14 protein-coding genes and 1 pseudogene are annotated in these 19,124 nt (G+C 59.5%); 7 read left to right on the plus strand and 8 right to left on the minus strand.

Annotated features, from left to right (window positions below):
- Positions 1-50 precede the first annotated feature (50 nt).
- Both hrpA and ABH912_RS28500 read left to right on the plus strand, forming a co-directional pair.
- Complete coding sequence (hrpA, locus tag ABH912_RS28495) at positions 51-3,962, plus strand: ATP-dependent RNA helicase HrpA (protein ID WP_429512251.1); 3,912 nt, start codon at positions 51-53, stop codon at positions 3,960-3,962.
- A gap of 208 nt (positions 3,963-4,170) precedes the next feature.
- Positions 4,171-5,292, plus strand: a complete 1,122-nt coding sequence (locus ABH912_RS28500) for a beta-ketoacyl-ACP synthase III (RefSeq protein ID WP_429512253.1) — start codon at positions 4,171-4,173, stop codon at positions 5,290-5,292.
- Between the two features lie 219 nt (positions 5,293-5,511).
- On the opposite strand, the gene ABH912_RS28505 is transcribed toward ABH912_RS28500, so the two are convergent.
- The gene (locus ABH912_RS28505) at positions 5,512-6,843 is read right to left on the minus strand and encodes a putative porin (protein ID WP_429512255.1); all 1,332 of its coding nucleotides are present in this window, start codon (positions 6,841-6,843) and stop codon (positions 5,512-5,514) included.
- 283 nt (positions 6,844-7,126) lie between these two features.
- Between ABH912_RS28505 and ABH912_RS28510 the strand changes: the two genes are divergently transcribed.
- Positions 7,127-8,251 carry a GNAT family N-acetyltransferase gene (locus ABH912_RS28510; RefSeq protein ID WP_429512257.1) on the plus strand — a complete coding sequence of 375 codons (1,125 nt, stop codon included), beginning with the start codon at positions 7,127-7,129 and terminating at the stop codon, positions 8,249-8,251.
- Positions 8,252-8,266: 15 nt separating this feature from the next.
- On the opposite strand, the gene aqpZ is transcribed toward ABH912_RS28510, so the two are convergent.
- The 5 genes and pseudogenes from aqpZ to ABH912_RS28535 form a co-directional block, all read right to left on the minus strand.
- Positions 8,267-8,962, minus strand: a complete 696-nt coding sequence (gene aqpZ, locus ABH912_RS28515; RefSeq protein ID WP_429512259.1) for an aquaporin Z — start codon at positions 8,960-8,962, stop codon at positions 8,267-8,269.
- Between the two features lie 287 nt (positions 8,963-9,249).
- Positions 9,250-11,082 (minus strand): ABC transporter ATP-binding protein, encoded by a 1,833-nt coding sequence (locus ABH912_RS28520; RefSeq protein ID WP_429512261.1) that lies wholly within the window; start codon positions 11,080-11,082, stop codon positions 9,250-9,252.
- Between the two features lie 82 nt (positions 11,083-11,164).
- Positions 11,165-11,722 carry a peptidylprolyl isomerase A gene (locus tag ABH912_RS28525; RefSeq protein ID WP_008153188.1) on the minus strand — a complete coding sequence of 186 codons (558 nt, stop codon included), beginning with the start codon at positions 11,720-11,722 and terminating at the stop codon, positions 11,165-11,167.
- A gap of 3 nt (positions 11,723-11,725) precedes the next feature.
- A pseudogene (locus ABH912_RS28530) lies at positions 11,726-12,531 on the minus strand (alpha/beta fold hydrolase).
- A gap of 14 nt (positions 12,532-12,545) precedes the next feature.
- Positions 12,546-13,469: a LysR family transcriptional regulator gene (locus ABH912_RS28535; protein WP_033056127.1), complete on the minus strand. Its 924-nt coding sequence runs from the start codon at positions 13,467-13,469 to the stop codon at positions 12,546-12,548.
- Positions 13,470-13,518: 49 nt separating this feature from the next.
- On the opposite strand from ABH912_RS28535, the gene ABH912_RS28540 reads away from it, so the two are divergent.
- The 3 genes from ABH912_RS28540 (at position 13,519) to ABH912_RS28550 (ending at position 15,794) form a co-directional block, all read left to right on the plus strand.
- The gene (locus ABH912_RS28540; protein WP_033056126.1) at positions 13,519-13,833 is read left to right on the plus strand and encodes a hypothetical protein; all 315 of its coding nucleotides are present in this window, start codon (positions 13,519-13,521) and stop codon (positions 13,831-13,833) included.
- Between the two features lie 150 nt (positions 13,834-13,983).
- Positions 13,984-14,583, plus strand: coding sequence for an FMN-dependent NADH-azoreductase (locus tag ABH912_RS28545; protein WP_429512263.1), 600 nt, complete (start codon positions 13,984-13,986; stop codon positions 14,581-14,583).
- Between the two features lie 344 nt (positions 14,584-14,927).
- Positions 14,928-15,794 carry a carboxylate/amino acid/amine transporter gene (locus tag ABH912_RS28550; RefSeq protein WP_033056124.1) on the plus strand — a complete coding sequence of 289 codons (867 nt, stop codon included), beginning with the start codon at positions 14,928-14,930 and terminating at the stop codon, positions 15,792-15,794.
- A gap of 108 nt (positions 15,795-15,902) precedes the next feature.
- On the opposite strand, the gene ABH912_RS28555 is transcribed toward ABH912_RS28550, so the two are convergent.
- The gene (locus tag ABH912_RS28555; RefSeq protein ID WP_429512265.1) at positions 15,903-17,201 is read right to left on the minus strand and encodes a mechanosensitive ion channel family protein; all 1,299 of its coding nucleotides are present in this window, start codon (positions 17,199-17,201) and stop codon (positions 15,903-15,905) included.
- 193 nt (positions 17,202-17,394) lie between these two features.
- On the opposite strand from ABH912_RS28555, the gene ABH912_RS28560 reads away from it, so the two are divergent.
- Entirely contained in the window at positions 17,395-18,741 is a 1,347-nt protein-coding gene (locus tag ABH912_RS28560) for a DEAD/DEAH box helicase (RefSeq protein WP_008153197.1), read from the plus strand.
- A 70-nt stretch (positions 18,742-18,811) separates the two neighbouring features.
- Here ABH912_RS28560 and ABH912_RS28565 read toward each other — a convergent pair whose 3' ends face one another.
- Positions 18,812-19,087, minus strand: a complete 276-nt coding sequence (locus ABH912_RS28565) for a hypothetical protein (protein ID WP_033056121.1) — start codon at positions 19,085-19,087, stop codon at positions 18,812-18,814.
- Positions 19,088-19,124 lie beyond the last annotated feature (37 nt).

Consider the following 19,124-nt stretch of genomic DNA (forward strand, 5'->3'; position numbering starts at 1 on the left):
ATCTGCGACAATCGCCCCCCTGCGCCACTAGACGACTTAATGCGTACCTGATGACTGACGAATCGCCTTCCATCGACAAACTGCTGAAAAACCTCGATCACGCCATGCTCGCCGACCGCCACCGGCTGCGGCGGCAGTTGCTTGAGCTGCGCAAGAAACCTGACGAAGCCAAGCTGGCCCAGTGGGTGACGCGCACGCAGGCGTCTTGTGATCAGGTGTTGGCGCGGCGGGCCAGCCTGCCGGTGATTCGTTACGACGACAGCCTGCCGATCGCCGCCAAGCGCGACGAAATCAAAGCAGCGCTGCTCAAGCATCAAGTGCTGATCATTGCCGGTGAAACCGGTTCGGGTAAAACCACCCAGTTGCCGAAAATCTGCCTGGAAATCGGTCGCGGTCAGCATGGCCTGATCGGCCACACCCAGCCCCGTCGAATTGCCGCCCGCAGCGTGGCGAGCCGGGTCGCCGAAGAACTGGCGACGCCGTTGGGCGCGCTGGTTGGCTATCAGGTGCGGTTCGAGGACCAGAGCGATTCCAACACCCTGATCAAACTGATGACCGACGGCATCCTGCTGGCGGAAACCCAGAACGACCGCTACCTCGAACGCTACGACACGATCATCGTCGACGAAGCCCACGAACGCAGTCTGAACATCGACTTCCTGCTCGGTTACCTGAAAACCCTGTTGCCGCGTCGCCCGGACCTGAAAGTCATCATCACCTCGGCGACCATTGACCTGGAGCGTTTTTCCAAGCACTTCGACGATGCACCGATTGTCGAAGTCTCGGGCCGCACCTTCCCGGTAGAAACCTGGTACCGCCCGCTGACCCTGGAGCAGGACGAAGAGGGCAACCGCGTCGAGGATGACTTGACGGTGGATCAGGCGATCCTCGCCACCCTCGACGAAATCGCCGCGTTCGAACGCAGCGAACGCAAGAGCCCCGGCGATGTGCTGGTGTTCCTGCCCGGCGAGCGCGAGATTCGCGACGCGGCGGACATGCTGCGCAAAGCCCAGCTCAAGCACACTGAAATTCTGCCGTTGTACGCGCGATTGTCGCCGGCCGAGCAGCAGCGGATTTTCCAGTCGCACCCAGGCCGTCGCGTGGTCCTGGCGACCAACGTCGCGGAAACCTCGCTGACGGTGCCGGGCATTCGTTACGTGATCGACAGCGGCACCGCGCGCATCAGCCGTTACAGCTACCGCGCCAAGGTCCAGCGCCTGCCCATCGAAGCCATTTCCCAGGCCAGCGCCAACCAGCGAAAAGGTCGTTGCGGGCGGGTCGAACCGGGCATTTGCATTCGCCTGTACGCCGAAGAAGACTTCATCGGTCGCCCGGAATTTACCGATCCGGAAATCCTGCGGACCAACCTCGCGGCGGTGATTTTGCAGATGCTGCATCTGCGCCTCGGCGAGATCACCGATTTCCCGTTTATCGAGCCGCCGGATGGCAAAGCCATCAGCGACGGTTTCAACCTGCTGCAAGAACTCTCGGCGGTCGACCGCAACAGCCAGCTGACGCCGCTCGGTCGCCAATTGGCGCGGTTGCCAGTGGACCCACGGATGGGCCGCATGCTGCTGGAAGCGGCAAAACTCGGCAGTTTGCAGGAAGTGCTGATCGTCGCCAGCGCCATGTCGATTCAAGACCCGCGCGAGCGTCCGCCGGAGCGTCAGCAAGCGGCGGATCAAGCGCATGCGCAGTGGAAAGACGTGGACTCGGACTTCGCCGGGCTGGTCAATCTGTGGCGTGGTTTCGAAGAACAACGCCAGGCGCTGACCGCCAGCCCGCTGCGCAATTGGTGCCGCAAGAACTTTCTGAATTACCTGCGTCTGCGTGAATGGCGCGACTCCCATCGGCAGCTGAGCCTGATCTGCCGCGACATGCAGTTGAGCCTCAATAAAGAGCCGGCGGATTACCCGAAACTGCACAAAGCCGTGCTCTCGGGGTTGCTCAGCCAGATCGGGCAGAAAACCGATGAAGGCGACTACCTCGGCGCCCGTCAGCGGCGCTTCTGGATTCACCCGTCATCGGGTCTCGGCAAGAAGCGTCCGCAATGGCTGATGGCCGCCGAACTGGTGGAAACCACCAAGCTCTACGCGCGCATGGTCGCCAAGATCGACGCCGACTGGATCGAGCCACTGGCCGGGCACCTGATCAAGAAGAACCACTTCGAACCCCACTGGGAGAAGAAGCGCGGTCAGGTGGTGGCCTTCGAGCAGATCACTTTGTTCGGGCTGATCGTGGTCGGTCGCCGGCCGGTGCATTACGGGCCGATCGACCCGGTGGTGTCCCGTGAGTTCTTCATTCGTGAAGGCCTGGTGCGCGGCGAGATTCAGTCCAAGGCCAAGTGCCTGACGGCCAATGCGCAACTGCTGGAACAGCTCGACGAACTGGAAGCCAAGGCTCGCCGTCGCGACATTCTGGCGGACGAAGAAACCCTGTTCGCCTTCTACGATGCGCGACTGCCGGCGGAGATCCACCAGACCGCTACCTTCGATAGCTGGTATCGGGTCAACAGCCAGAAGGACCCGCAGCTGCTGATCATGCGCGAAGAAGACGTACTGGCTCGCGAGGCGAGTGAAGTCACCGCGCTGCATTACCCGGACACCTTGCACATCGGTGATCTGGAGTTGGCGCTGAGCTACCACTTCGAGCCGAACCACCCGCGTGACGGCGTGACCCTGCGTGTGCCGGCGCCGTTGTTGCCGATGCTGCCGCCAGAACGCCTGGAATGGCTGGTGCCGGGCGTGATCGAGGCCAAGTGCATCGCGCTGGTGCGCAACCTGCCCAAAGCCCTGCGCAAGAATTTCGTGCCGGTGCCGGACTTCGTCAAAGCCGCATTGCAACGCATGACTTTCGCCGAGGGCTCGTTACCGCAGGCGCTGGGCCGTGAACTGTTGCGCATGACCGGTGCGCGGGTCAGCGATGAAGCCTGGGCCGAAGCGTCGCAGCAGGTCGACAGTCATTTGCGGATGAACCTGGAAATCGTCGACGGCCAGGGCAAGTTCCTGGGCGAAGGGCGTGATCTGGCGGAGCTGACCGCACGTTTTGTCGAAGCCAGTCAGGCCGCGTTGGCCGTACCGCAAACCGCGAAAAACCAGCAGCCGGTAGAGCCGAAAGTGTTTGCCGCCGTCGCCGAGAAAACCCAGCAGAAGATTGCCGGGCTATCGATGACGGTGTATCCGGCGCTGGTGGAAGAGAGCGGCACGGTCAAGGAAGGACGTTTTTCGACGCCGGCCGAGGCCGAGTTTCAACATCGCCGCGCCTTGCAGCGTTTGCTGATGCAACAACTGGCTGAACCAGCGAAGTTCCTGCGCAGCAAGTTGCCGGGGCTGACCGAATTGGGCCTGATGTACCGCGACATGGGGCGCATCGACAGTCTGGTCGAAGATATCCTGCTGGCCAGCCTCGACAGCTGCATTCTCGACGGCGAAGACCCGCTGCCACGGGATGGCGCCGGGTTGGCATCGCTGGCCGAACGCAAGCGCGGTGGCTGGACCGAGCACGCCGAGCGCCTGGCCAAGCTGACGCTGGAAATCCTCAAGCTCTGGCACGGCCTGCAAAAACGCTTCAAGGGCAAGATCGACCTGGCGCAAGCCGTGGCCCTGAACGACATAAAGCAGCAGCTCAGTCATCTGGTGTATCCGGGCTTCGTTCGTGAAACCCCGATGCAATGGCTCAAGGAATTGCCGCGTTATCTGAAAGCAGTCGAGCAACGCTTCGAGAAAATCGGCGCTCAGGTGCAGAGGGACCGGGTCTGGAGCGGCGAGTTGTCTGGTCTGTGGACGCAATATCAAACCCGCGCGAGCAAACATGCCCAGGAAGGCAAACGCGATCCGCAGCTGGAACTCTATCGCTGGTGGCTGGAGGAATACCGGGTTTCCCTGTTCGCCCAACAATTGGGGACCAAGGTGCCGATCTCCGACAAGCGCTTGAACAAGCAATGGACCCAAGTCGAACCGTAGTATTCAATCTCGCAAAAGGCGCCAAAACCCAATGTTTATGGCAAACTTCGCGCCTATAAACGCCGGCCCCGCGGTTTTGAGCCTTCACAGGTCTGGGCGGATCGGAATAAAGCGATGCCAGGTTTGCTCCCCCTGACGGGAGCAGATCCTTTGTGTGTTGGTACGTCGGTGCCAACACTTTCTGCCTGAACAGATTAGAGAAACGACCATGCATAACGTCGTCATCAGCGGCACCGGCCTGTACACCCCGGCCAACAGCATCTCCAACGAAGAGCTGGTGCAGTCTTTCAACGCTTACGTCGCGCTATTCAACGCCGACAATGCCGACGCCATCGCGCGCGGCGAAATCGAAGCGTTGACCGAGTCCAGCGCGGCGTTTATCGAAAAGGCGTCTGGCATCAAAAGCCGTTTTGTCATGGACAAGGACGGCATCCTCGACCCGCAACGCATGGCGCCACGCCTGCCGGAACGCTCGAATGACGAGTGGTCGGTGCTTTGCCAAATGGCCATCGGCGCCGCCGAGCAAGCCTTGCAGCGTGCCGGCAAGACCGCCGCGGACATCGACGGCGTGATCGTCGCCTGCTCCAACCTGCAACGTGCCTACCCGGCCATCGCCATCGAAGTCCAGGAAGCCTTGGGCATCCAGGGTTTCGGTTACGACATGAACGTCGCCTGTTCCTCGGCGACCTTCGGCATCCAGGCCGCCGCCAACAGCGTGCAACTGGGCCAGGCCCGGGCGATTCTGATGGTCAACCCGGAAGTCTGCACCGGTCACCTGAACTTCCGCGACCGTGACAGCCACTTCATTTTCGGCGACGCCGCTACCGCGGTGATCATTGAGCGTGCTGACCTGGCAACGTCCAAGTACCAGTTCGATATCGTCAGCACCAAGCTGCTGACCAAGTTCTCCAATAACATCCGCAACAACTTCGGCTTCCTCAACCGCGCGGCGGAAGAGGGCATCGGGAACAAGGACAAACTGTTCGTGCAGGAAGGCCGCAAGGTGTTCCGCGATGTCTGCCCGATGGTCGCCGAGCTGATCGCTACGCACCTGGAAGAGAACACGCTCAACATCGGCGACGTGAAACGCTTCTGGCTGCACCAGGCCAACCTCAGCATGAACCACTTGATCGTCAAGAAACTGCTGGGCCGCGAAGCCACCGAAGAAGAAGCCCCGGTGATTCTCGACACCTACGCCAACACCAGCTCCGCCGGTTCCGTGATCGCGTTTCACAAGAACCAGGACGATCTGGCCGCCGGTTCGCTGGCAGTGCTCAGCTCGTTTGGCGCCGGTTACTCGATTGGTAGCGTGATTCTGCGCAAGCGCTGAGTTCGCCTGGATAGTCGCAGTAGCTGAAAAGATCGCAGCCTGCGTCAGCTCCTACAGGGTTAGGTAATCCCCCTGTAGGAGCTGACGCAGGCTGCGATCTTTTTTTGCGCCAACAAAAAAACTCGCGCTGCAGTATCGGACGGATGATGGGGACCGATACCACAACGCGAGTTTGGAAAAGCGCCTCGGGCTTCCTTGCCCGAGTCGTGTAGCGGGGAATCAGAACTTCGCTTCGGCATCCAGTTGCAGGGTGTTGATGTCGGAGTCTTTCTTGTTGATGCTGGCGTTGGTTTGGTCAGAGGTAGCCATGAAGTACGTCGCGCCGAGGTTGAAGTTCTTGTCCAACTCGTAGCTCACTTTCAACTTGCTGCCGCGCGAACCGGTGTAACCGTTGGCAAAGTCGGAGTCGGTGAAGGCGCCGACAACCGCGTTACGCTGTACATCGCGGTAGTTGTAGTCCACTGCGAAGCCGTAGATCTTGGACTTCACACCGGCCAACCAACCAGTGTCCTGATTGTTGCTCGCGTCTTTGTTGTTGACGTACTGACCGTACAACGAGAGCGGTACTGGCAGGTTGCTGAAGTCAAGTTGACCAAAACCTTCGTACAGATTGAACTCTTCCCTCGGGCTATTGCCATTGACGGCCAGTGCGCACGGTGCGGTAACGGTGCCGGTGGTAGGGCAAGCACTGCTGTCATCGTTGTCGTAGGCATAGATACTGCCGCCCAGGGTCATTTTCATGCTGTCAGTGATGGCGAAACGCGCGCCCAACTGGCCAGCGTACAGACGCAGGTCGTGTTTGAACTGCACACCCTCGCCGTCGACGTTGTCCTTGAGGGTGTAGTGGCCGGCGCTACCGAACAGCTCGGTGCTGCCGCCCAGCGGGTATTTGTAAGTCGCTGCCAGGCCTTCCGGGTTGATGTCGCTATCCCAGATGATGTCGCCCATGCTCACCCATTGTTGCGGCATCTTGCCGCCGACGAGGTGCAGGTTCTTGATCGCGTCGGGGTGGTAGTCGACGTAGCCCTGGTCCAGCCAGATCGACTTCTTGTCGAAGTAGTTGTTCAGGTCCTGGTTGGTGGACCGGGCGTCGTCGTTGCTGCCGGTGGCGATACGAATACCGGTGTCGACTTGAGGGTTGATTTCGCTGTAGGCACCCAGACGGGCACGAATGCGCTGACGATCCTGGTCTTTGTTGTTTGGAACGCCATCGTTGTGGACTGTTTCCTCACGGAAACGCACGTCACCCTTGAACTGGGTCTTGGCAGCCCACGCCAGTTTCTGGTCGAAGGTACTCAGGTCATTGGTTTTCTTCGCAGTCGCGGCGATCTGCTCGTTGGTCTCTTGTTGAGCCTGGCGGGCGATTTGCTGGTCTTTCTGATCCCTGGCCAGCTCGGCTTGCAGTTCGGTGTACTGCGCAGGCGAAATCGATCCGTTTGCCTTGAGCATGTCGAGCAGTTTGGCGTCGACTGCGGCGCTGGCCGGAACACTCATGGCCAGCAGCAACCCACCACACAAGGCCGCCGCAGTTTTCGTGGAAGCAAGACGCATATCAATCTCCGAAGATGTAATGGGATGACTGAGCCATCCAGGACACAACCGACCGTTGACGGACGGAAAACAGTGACCAGGTATAGAACCCGGCGCTCTAAAAACAGGCGCCAGTATCGCGATGGTTTATGACAGGGCGGTGGCAATGTGATGGCATCTCGATGACGATACAAAGTCGTCGAGAACTATTGAGCTAAAGCGCTGTCGTCGAATTGCTCGTGTGCAATGCAGAGCGATAAGCGATACTCGCGATGCTTTCACGCCATGAAGAGTGAGGATGGTGATGCCGCTGCAACGTCTGCAAAGTCTGTCGGAAATCGCGTCGCAGACGTGGGACGCCCTGGTGCCCGAGAATCAGCCCTTTCTGCGCCACGCCTTCCTCAGCGCGCTGGAAGACAGCGGCAGCGTCGGCCCTCATTCCGGCTGGCAACCCGAGCATTTGCTGCACATCGAAGGCGATCGCCTGATTGCCGCGCTGCCCAGTTACCGCAAATGGCATTCCTACGGCGAGTACGTGTTCGACCACGCCTGGGCCGATGCCTGTGAGCGTGCCGGTATCGATTACTACCCCAAGCTGCTGACGGCCGTACCGTTCAGTCCGGTCAGTGGCCCGCGTTTGCTGGCGGCCACGCTCGAGGACGGTTTCGAACTGTTGAAAAGCCTGCCGGGCTACCTTGAAATCGAACAACTCTCCAGTGCCCACATCAACTTCACCGACCCGTTCACTGACGCGGCCCTGGCCGAGCAGCCGGGTTGGTTGCAGCGAATCGGCTGTCAGTACCACTGGCAGAATCGCGGCTATCGGGATTTTCAGGACTTCCTCGACGCCCTCAGTTCGCGCAAGCGCAAGCAGATGCGCAAGGAGCGCGAACAAGTGGCCGGGCAGGGCATTGATTTCGAATGGCTTGAAGGTAGGCAACTCGATCAGGCGCAGTGGGATTTTGTCTATGCCTGCTACGCCAACACCTACGCAGTGCGTCGGCAAGCGCCCTATCTGACGCGGGAGTTTTTCAGTTTGCTGGCCGAGCGCATGCCAGAATCGATTCGTGTGGTGCTGGCCAAGCAAGGCTCACGGCCGGTGGCCATGGCCTTCAGTCTGGTGGGGGGCGACAGCTTTTACGGTCGTTACTGGGGCTGTCTGGCGGAGTTCGATCGTTTGCATTTCGAGACCTGTTTCTACCAGGGCATGGACTATGCGATTGCCAATGGCTTCCAGCGATTCGATGCCGGTGCCCAGGGCGAGCACAAGTTGATTCGCGGGTTCGAACCCGTGATCACTCATTCATGGCACTACTTGCGTCATCCCGGCCTGAAAGCTGCCGTCAAAGACTTCCTGCAGCAAGAGCGCGTGGGTGTGTTGGCGTATGCCGAGGAAGCGAGGACGGCCTTGCCTTACCGGCAAGACTGATCCTCGCTCTGGGCTTCAGCTGCCTTCCTTGCCTAACCATCGATACGTCACGCCGCCAACCACCGCGCCGAGCAGCGGCGCCACCCAGAACATCCACAATTGCGCGATGGCCCAGCCTCCGACGATCAGTGCCGGGCCAGTGCTGCGGGCCGGGTTGACCGAGGTGTTGGTGACCGGGATCGAGATCAGGTGAATCAGCGTCAGGGCCAGGCCGATGGCGATCGGCGCCAGCCCGGCGGGGGCGCGCTTGTCGGTGGCACCGAGGATGATCAGCACGAACATCGCCGTCATCACCAGCTCACAGACAAAGCCTGCGGCCATCGAGTATTTGCCGGGAGAATGCTCGCCGTAGCCGTTGGAAGCCAGACCGCTGGCGAGATCGAAGCCTTCCTTGCCGTTGGCGATGTAGTAGATCAAGGCCGCCGCGATAATCGCGCCAATCACCTGAGCGAAGATGTAGGCGGGCAGCTCTTTGGCGGGGAATCGACCGCCGACGAACAAACCGACCGAGACGGCGGGGTTGAGATGGCAGCCGGAAATATGGCCAATGGCGAATGCCATCGTCAGTACCGTCAGACCAAAGGCCAGGGCCACACCCAGTACCCCGATCCCCAGCGGAGAAGACGCGGCCAGGACCGCACTGCCGCAACCCCCCAACACCAGCCAGAACGTACCGAACAACTCAGTGACTGAACGTTTGAACAGAGACATGAGAGCGTCCTTGATAGGCGACCTATCATCGAGTGATGCGTCCTGCAGTTACGACAGGCTCGTTTCCAGAACCTTGGCTGAGTACAGCAGGATTTATGCAGTTTTCCAGCGGCCCAAAAAAACCGCCAGAGCCCGTGATTGGCGGACTATGGCGGTTTTTCGGATTGTCGCAGATCCCTGTGTGAGTGAGCCTGCTCGCGATGGCGGCGTGTCAGTCGGCACACATGCAGGCTGTTACACCGCCATCGCGAGCAGGCTCGCTCCTACAGTGTCGGTGGTGAATTCAATCAATCGATGCCGACAAACCCACCGGTCTGGTGCTGCCACAACCGCGCATACAATCCGCCATGGGCCAGCAGTTCGGCGTGGCTGCCGGTTTCGGCGATCTTGCCTTTTTCCAGCACCACCAGCCGGTCCATGCGGGCGATGGTCGAGAGCCGGTGGGCGATGGCAATCACGGTTTTGCCCTGCATCAGGGTTTCGAGGCTTTCCTGGATCGCCGCTTCGACTTCCGAATCCAGCGCCGAGGTGGCCTCGTCCATGATCAGGATCGGCGCGTCCTTGAGCAGCACGCGAGCAATCGCAATCCGCTGACGCTGGCCGCCGGAGAGTTTCACCCCGCGCTCACCGACGTGGGCATCGAAACCGGTGCGACCTTCGGAGTCCGACAGCAATGGGATGAACTCGTCGGCACGGGCCTTGTGCACCGCCTCCCAGAGTTCGGCGTCGGTGGCGTCGGGTTTGCCGTACAGCAAATTGTCGCGGATCGAGCGATGCAGCAGGGACGTGTCCTGGGTGATCATGCCGATGCGCTCGCGCAGGCTTTCCTGGCCGACTTCGGCGATGTTCTGGCCGTCGATGAGGATGCGCCCGCCCTCCACGTCATAGAGGCGCAGCAGCAGGTTGACCAGGGTTGACTTGCCGGCACCGGACGGACCGATCAGGCCGATTTTTTCACCGGGCTTGATGGTCAGGTTGAGGTCGCCGATGATCCCGCTCTTCTTGCCGTAGTGGAAATCCACGTGCTCGAAACGCACTTCGCCACGGGTGACCGTCAGCGGTTTGGCCTGCTCACGATCGGTGACGCTGACCGGTTGGGAAATGGTCTGCAAACCGTCCTGAACCATGCCGATGTTTTCGAAAATGCCGGTGACCACCCACATGATCCAGCCGGACATGTTGACGATGCGGATCACCAGGCCGGTGGCCAGGGCAATCGCGCCGACGGTGATCAGCGACTGCGTCCACAGCCACAAGGCCAGGCCGGTGGTGCCGACGATCAGCAAGCCGTTCATGCTGGTGATGACCACGTCCATGCTGGTGACCACCCGGCCGGCCAGTTGGGCTTTTTCGGTTTGTTCCTTGATTGCTTCGCGCGCGTATTGCTGCTCGAAATTGGTGTGGGCGAACAGCTTCAGGGTGGTGATGTTGGTGTAGCCGTCGACAATCCGCCCCATGAGTTTGGAGCGCGCATCGGAGGACACCACCGAACGTTCCTTCACCCGCGGCACGAAGTAGTAAAGGGCACTGATGAAGGCGACGATCCAGGTCAGCAGCGGGATCATCAGGCGCCAGTCGGCTTCGGCGAACAGCACCAGCGAACTGATCGCGTAGATCAGCACATGCCACAGCGCGTCCACCGCTTGCACAGCCGAATCGCGCAGCGAGTTGCCGGTCTGCATGATGCGTTGGGCGATGCGCCCGGCGAAGTCGTTCTGGAAAAAATTCAGGCTCTGTTTGAGCACATAACTGTGGTTCTGCCAGCGGATCAGGCTGGTCATGCTGGGGCTCAGGGTCTGGTGCACCAGCAGGTCGTGCAGGCCAACAAAAATCGGCCGGAAAACCAGGGCTACCACCGCCATCCAGGCCAGCTCGATGCCGTGTTCCTTGAAGAAATCGACGTTAGGCGTGCCTTGGGTCAGGTCGATGATGCGACTCAGGTAACTGAACAGCGCCACTTCGATCAGCGCACCGATCAGACCGACGAACAGCAGGACGGCGAAACTCGGCCAGACCTGCTTCAAGTAATAGGTATAAAAAGGGAGAACCCGATCCGGCGGAGCGGCCGTCGGGGCCTCGCGGAAAATGTCGATCAGTTTCTCGAAACGGCGATAAAGCATCAGTTCTCCGCCCGCGCACGGGCTCTCCTTTGAACAGTGTGAGCGGCGCACTCCGGCAGCCGCTCAAGACTACCTGTGTAGCTTAGTCGATGACTTTGGCCGACTTGATGAACACAGGGTCGGCTGGCACATCTTTCATGCCGCCACGGGTGGTGGTTTGCGAGTTGACGATGACGTCTACCACGTCCATGCCTTTCACGACTTTACCGAAGACCGCATAGCCGTCACCGCTGTCGAGGAAGTCGTTGTCCTTGACGTTAACGAAGAACTGGCTAGTGGCCGAATCAGGATTGGAGGTGCGGGCCATCGACAGCGTGCCACGGACGTTATGCAGACCGTTTTTGGATTCGTTCTTGATCGGTGCCTTGGTTTCTTTCTGCTGCATTTGTTGAGTGAAACCGCCGCCCTGGATCATGAATCCTGGAATGACACGGTGAAAAATCGTGTTGTTGTAGAAGCCGCTGTTGACGTAATCAAGGAAGTTCTTGGTACTGATCGGCGCTTTGACCGGGTCCAGTTCGATCTCGATCTGGCCGTTAGTGGTTTCCAGCAGCACGTGCGGCGCCTTGGCGGGCGTTGCGGCCATCAGGTTGGCGGCAAACAGAACGGAGCCAGCGACGAGGGCGATTTTTTTCAGCATGGGTCAGTGATCCTGAGTGAGGTGGTGTCGACTGCGGTGAGAAACTCGAGCAGCGTTTGGTTGAACATTTCGGGTTGATCCAGCGGGGTGGCGTGGCGCGAGTCGGCGATCACCACCAGCCGCGCATCGGGCAGCAGTTTTACATAGGTTTCTTTCAGCGAGACCGGTGTGTAGTCACGGTCGGCGCTGACGATGAGGGTTGGACAGGAGACCCTCGAAAGTCGTTCCTGAACCCCCCAGCCAACGATCGCATCGAAGCTGGCGAGATAAGCATGTTTGTCGTTTTTTGCCCAGCGCTCGGCCATTTTTTGTCGCAGGTCGGCCTGTTCGGGTTTGGGGAACAGCTTGCCGCCCAGGGCCGTGCCGATGGCGCCCAGACTGAGGACGCGCATCAGGCTCCAGCGCTTGAACCACTGCCAGTAATCGTCGCGGCTGCGCAGTTTGACCTCGGGCGCGCTGTTGACGATGCACAGGCTTTTGAGCAATTGCGGCTGGTCCACGGCCAGCTGAAAACCGATCATGCCGCCCATGGACAGGCCCACGTAATGAGTGGGGCCGAGGTTCAGGTGTTCAATGAGGGCGATCAGGTCGGCGCTGAACCCGGCGATGCTGTAGCGCTCGCGGGGTTTGTCGGAGCGACCGTGGCCGCGTACATCCGGCACGATCACCCGGTAGCGGGCCGACAGCGCCGGGATCTGCTTTTCCCAATCCAGGGTGCTGGAACCCAGCCCGTGGACCAGCAGCAACGGCGTGCCGTGGCCATATTCCTCGTAGTGCAGGTTGCAACCTTCGTGTTCGAAATAGGCCATGCGTACACTCCGTGTCAGGCTTGTTCAGGGGCGGCGAAAGGTGCATCCAGCGGCGCAGTGTCAAAAGTGCGCAGCAGTTCGATGAGAATCTGCGTGGCCGGACCCAAGGGTTTGTCCTTGTTCGAGTACAGGTAGAAGCTCGGGTTGCGGCTGCCGCCCTGGTCCAACGGTAGCAGCTTGAGCAGTCCTTCCTTGAGTTCTCGTTCGATCATGTGCCGAGGCAACCAGGCGAAACCCAGGCCGCTGCTGACAAAAGTTGCCGCGGTGGCCAGGCTGCCGACGGTCCAGCGCTGTTCCGCGCCGAGCCAGCCGACGTCCCGTGGTTGCTGGCGACCGGAGTCGCGGATGACCACCTGCAGCTGACTTTCCAGGTCCTGGAAATTCAGTTCGCGATTGAGGCGATGCAAGGGATGCTCGGGATGGGCGACCGCGACGAACTCGACGTCGCTCAATTCCGCGCCCAGATAACCCGGGATGCTAAAGCCACTGATGGCCAGATCGGCCACGCCTTCGAGCAGTACTTCTTCAACGCCCGACAGCACCTCCTCACGCAGACGCACCCGGCAGCCACGACTCTGCGGCATGAACGCGGTCAAGGCGCGAACGAGGCGGGCGCTCGGATACGCAGCGTCGACCACCAGCCGCACTTCCGCTTCCCAGCCTTGTTCCATGTGATGGGCCAGGTCTTCCAGCTGACTGGCCTGTTTGACCAGTTGCCGCGAGCGGCGCAGCAGCACGCCGCCGGCTTCGGTCAGCACCGCTTTGCGACCGTCGATGCGCAACAGCGGCACGCCGAGCTGGTCCTGCATGCGCGCCACGGTGTAGCTCACCGATGATTGCGAGCGGTGCAGCGCTTCGGCGGCCTGGGCGAAACCGCCGTGGTCGACCACGGCCTGTAACGTTCGCCATTGATCAAGGGTCACGCGGGGCGCTTTCATGAATAGCTCCTCTTGTCCTAAGCTGGCAGTCCCTATTGGAGACTGCTGAATGAAAAAGCTTTGTTGTGTGGTGTTGGCGATGCTGCCGCTGACTGCGTTTGCTTATCCGATCGACGTTGAAAAACAGCTGAATGGCTTGAGCATCGACTACAACACGTATGACACGGATAGCGACATTGCCACCATTCAGGTGAACAACTACGGCACCACCGATGCGGCCTGTAAGGTAGTTTTCAACAATGGCCCGGAAGCGCCACGCACCCGCAATATCGAAGTGGCCGCTGGTAAACACAAAAATGCCACCGCCAAGTTCAACCGGAGCATCATCAAGATGCGTATCAAGCTGACCTGCACCCCCAAATGACCTCAAGCGGAGCACGCCCGCCAGGCACACTCCGCTTATAAACGAATTTATTGATGCTTTATAGCAGTTATTTGCGCTTTTTCATCGATTTAACTCCGTTTAACCTTCACTCCATCGACCTACAGCATTCTCAGATGGAGGCTACATCCCATGTCCCGCGTTCTGATCATCGAAAGCAGCGCCCGTCAGCAAGACTCGGTTTCGCGTCAACTGACCCAGACCTTCATCAGCCAGTGGCAAACCGCGCACCCGAACGACCAGATCACCGTTCGTGACCTGGCCGTCAACCCGGTGCCGCATCTGGACATCAACTTGCTGGGCGGCTGGATGAAACCTGCCGAGCAGCGCAACGACATCGAACAAGCTTCCCTGGAACGCTCCAACCAGTTGACTGACGAATTGCTGGCCGCTGATGTACTGGTCATGGCCGCGCCGATGTACAACTTCGCCATCCCGAGCACCCTTAAAGCCTGGCTCGACCATGTGCTGCGTGCCGGCGTGACCTTCAAGTACACCGACACTGGCCCGCAAGGCTTGCTCAGCGGCAAGCGTGCCTACGTGCTGACTGCGCGCGGCGGGATCTACGCCGGCAGCACCGCGGATCACCAGGAACCGTACCTGCGTCAGGTCATGGGCTTCATCGGGATTCACGACGTGACGTTCATTCACGCCGAAGGCATGAACCTGGGCGGTGACTTCCAGGAGAAAGGCCTGAGCCAGGCCAACGCCAAGCTTTCCCTCGTCGCCTGAGGCTTTAATCGCCAGATAATCCCTTGATGTTCAAGTGACCTGGCGCAACCCCTTCATGGCTTTACGCGCATCGAACCTCCCTTTGCACTTGTTGCTCCTGAGTGCTGTAGCCCGATTGAACGCTTTAGCGAGATCGGGCTTTTTTTTGCCTGCGATTTGATGGGCGGGCATAAAACCCTGTGGGAGCGAGCTTGCTCGCGATAGCGGTGTGTCAGATAACATTGATGTCGACTGACACTCCGCCATCGCGAGCAAGCTCGCTCCCACAGGGTTTTGTGTTGCCTGACTGTTCGCGATAACAAACAAAAACCGTTATCGTCGCCGCCATTCGAAACGAGGCGAGCATGGGCTATCTACTTTTTGTCACGCTGATTCAGGCGTTTTCCTTCAGCTTGATCGGCGAATACCTGGCCGGTCATGTCGACAGTTACTTTGCGGTGCTGGTGCGAGTGGTACTGGCGGGGCTGGTGTTCATTCCGTTGACCCGCTGGCGTTCGGTTGAGCCGGCGTTCATGCGTGGCATGCTGCTGATCGGCGCGTTGCAGTTCGGCGTGACCTACGTCTGCCTGTACCTGAGCTTTCGGGTGCTGACAGTACCGGAGGTGTTGCTGTTCACCATCCTCACGCCGCTGCACGTGACCTTGATTGAAGATGCGCTGAACCGGCGTTTCAATCCCTGGGCATTGGTCGCGGCACTGGTGGCGGTGATGGGCGCAGCGGTGATTCGCTACGACCGGATCAACCCCGATTTCTTCATGGGCTTCCTGCTTCTGCAACTGGCCAACTTCACCTACGCCGCCGGGCAAGTGCTCTATAAACATCTGGTGGCCCGCCATCCAAGCGATTTGCCGCATTACCGGCGCTTTGGTTACTTCTACCTGGGGGCATTGGCGGTGGCGTTGCCGGCGTTTCTGTTGTTCGGCAAACAGAACTTCCTGCCCGAAGCACCGCTGCAATGGGGCGTGCTGGTGTTCCTCGGCCTGGTCTCGACTGCGCTTGGGTTGTACTGGTGGAACAAAGGCGCGTGCCTTGTGAATGGCGGGACGCTCGCGGTGATGAACAACCTGCATGTGCCGGTGGGGTTGCTGATCAATCTGCTGATCTGGAATCAGCATGAAGCGCTGGGGCGGTTGTTCCTGGGTGGGTCGGTCATTCTGGCGGCAGTCTGGATTAGCCGGTTGGGTATACGTAAACCTCTGGCCGTTCACTAAACCTTGTGGGAGCGGGCTTGCTCGCGAATGCGGTGTGTCATTCAACATTAATCTCGACTGACACTCCCTCTTCGCGAGCAAGCCCGCTCCCACAAGGGGAAAGTGGCGTTACATAACGTGTTTTTCGGGTTCGGGGATGTGGCTCGCGCCTAACATGGCCGGAAGCAACCCAGCCCTTAAATCACCGCCACTGGGCTGCTGATAAAGGCTCAAGCCAAACTCCGGCAACACCGCCAGCAGGTAATCGAAAATATCCCCCTGGATCCGCTCGTAATCCGCCCACACGGTGGTGCGGGTGAAACAGTAGATTTCCAGCGGAATCCCCTGCGCGGTGGTCTGCATCTGTCGAACCATGCAGGTCATGTTCGGCTGGATTTCCGGGTGACTCTTCAAATACGCCAATGCATACGCGCGGAAGGTCCCGATATTGGTCATCCGCCGACGGTTGGCCGACATCGCCGCCACATTACCCTGGGCTTCGTTCCAGGCCTTGAGTTCAGCCTGCTTGCGACTGATGTAGTCGGTCAGCAGATGCACCTGGGACAGCTTCTGCTCTTCGTCATCGCGGATGAACCGCACACCACTGGCGTCGATGAACAGGCTGCGCTTGATCCGTCGTCCGCCGGATTGCTGCATGCCGCGCCAGTTCTTGAACGACTCGGACATCAGGCGCCAGGTTGGAATCGAAACAATCGTTTTATCGAAATTCTGCACCTTGACCGTATGCAGCGTGATGTCGACCACGTCACCGTCGGCGCCGACTTGCGGCATCTCGATCCAGTCGCCGACCCGCAGCATGTCATTGCTGGTCAGCTGCACGCTGGCGACGAACGACAGCAGGGTGTCCTTGTAGACCAACAGAATCACCGCCGACATGGCGCCCAGACCCGACAGCAGCAACAGCGGCGAACGGTCGATGAGGGTGGCAACGATGATGATCGCGCCAAACACGTACAAGACCATTTTCGTCAGTTGTACGTAGCCTTTGATCGAGCGGGTACGGGCATGTTCGGTGCGCGCGTAGATGTCGAGCAGGGCGCTGAGCAGGGCACTGACCGCCAACAGCAAAAACAGAATGGTAAATGCCAGCGCGACGTTACCCAGGAAGATCAGACTGGTCTTGCCCAACTCCGGCACCAGGTGCAAGCCGAACTGGATCACCAGCGAGGGGGTGATCTGCGCCAGGCGATGGAAGACCTTGTTATGCCGAAAGTCATTGATCCAGTGCAATGCCGGCTGGCGACCGAGCATTCTGGTTGCATGCAGAATGAGGTAGCGCGCCACTCGTCCGAGGGCCAGCGCAACCACCAGCAATACCACCAAAGCCAGGCTGGAATGCAGGAGAGGGTGCTGATCAAGGGCACCCCAAAGGTCTTGGACGTTGAGCCAGAGCTGTTTGATATCCATGGGCGAAAACGGTTCTTCTGTAGGACGCGACGGGGCGATTAGAGCATTTAAGACGCTTTGGATGACGTTTGAGGACAAAAGACGCAACAAAAAAACCACTGTTTAGCGCCGTTTGTATAAAGAAACTCGGCCTTAGCGCTCGAAACCGTTACCCTATGCAGCTGTTTTTTTGTATTTCTTCGAGGTAGCACCCGTGTTTTCCCAATTCGCCCTGCACGAACGCCTGCTCAAAGCCGTGGCCGAGCTTAAATTTGTCGAGCCAACGCCTGTGCAAGCAGCGGCTATTCCGCTGGCGCTCCAAGGGCGTGACCTGCGGGTGACAGCGCAAACCGGTAGCGGCAAAACCGCTGCATTTGTTTTGCCGATTCTCAACCGTCTGATCGGCCCGGCTAAAGTCCGCGTCAGCATCAAGACCCTGATCCTGCTGCCGACCCGCGAACTGGCCCAGCAAACCATCAAGGAAGTTGAGCGTTTCGCTCAGTTCACTTTCATCAAGTCCGGCCTGATCACCGGCGGTGAAGACTTCAAGGTCCAGGCTGCAATGCTGCGCAAGGTGCCGGACATCCTGATCGGTACGCCGGGCCGGATGATCGAGCAACTGAACGCCGGCAACCTCGACCTGAAAGAAGTCGAAGTACTGGTCCTCGACGAAGCCGACCGCATGCTCGACATGGGCTTTGCCGAAGACGTCCAGCGTCTGGTGGAAGAGTGCACCAACCGCCAGCAGACCATGCTGTTCTCCGCCACCACCGGTGGTTCGGGCCTGCGCGAGATGGTCGCCAAGGTACTGAACAACCCTGAGCACCTGCAGCTGAACAACGTCAGCGATCTGAATGCGACCACCCGTCAGCAGATCATCACCGCTGACCACAACCAGCACAAAGAACAGATCGTGAACTGGCTGCTGGCCAACGAGACCTACCAGAAGGCCATCGTGTTCACCAACACCCGGGCCATGGCCGACCGTATCTACGGCCGCCTGGTGGCGCAGGAATACAAAGCGTTCGTCCTGCACGGTGACAAAGACCAGAAGGATCGCAAGCTGGCCATCGACCGTCTGAAGCAGGGCGGTGTGAAAATCCTCGTCGCCACCGACGTCGCCGCTCGCGGCCTTGACGTGGAAGGCCTGGACCTGGTGATCAACTTCGACATGCCGCGTAGCGGCGACGAATACGTTCACCGCATCGGTCGTACCGGCCGTGCCGGCAATGATGGCCTGGCCATCTCGCTGATCTGCCACGGCGACTGGAACCTGATGTCGAGCGTCGAGCGCTACCTCAAGCAGAGCTTCGAGCGCCGCACCATCAAGGAAGTCAAAGGCACCTACGGCGGACCGAAAAAGGTCAAGGCCTCGGGCAAAGCCGTTGGCGTGAAGAAGAAAAAAGTCGACGCCAAGGGCGACAAGAAGAAAACCGGCGCCAAGGCACCGACCAAACGCAAAATCGCCAACCGCCCGAAGACCGACGCCCTGTCGCTGGTCAGCAAGGACGGCATGGCGCCGCTCAAGCGCCGCAAGCCGGAAGCGCCGGCTGCTGAGTAAGCAGTTTTAGCGACCCACAAAAAACCGGACTGATGTCCGGTTTTTTTATGCCTGGGATTCCTTGGATGGATCATCCCTCGGCTTTCTTCTCCGCTGATCCCAGCTCCTTCAATCGCTGATCGATCAACTGGCACTTGTCCGGCAGATCGGCGCTTGCTGTCCCCAGATCCATCTTCTGCAGCTCATCGTTGATCTCCTTGGCTTTGGCCGGATTCTGCTGGGTGAGCTTGGTGACTTCCTTGGCCAGTTGTTCGCGTTTGGCCGTAGCTTCCTCGGGCGTGCAGGCCCAGGCGGGGAGGGCGCAGGCGAGGGTGGCGGCGAGGGTGAGTTTCAGCAGGGCTTTCATAGGCTGGGCCTCATTTCCGGTTAAGGCGGGTTATCCG

This window comes from Pseudomonas sp. BT76 TE3572 (assembly GCF_050435365.1).
GTDB lineage: Bacteria > Pseudomonadota > Gammaproteobacteria > Pseudomonadales > Pseudomonadaceae > Aquipseudomonas > Aquipseudomonas fluorescens_W.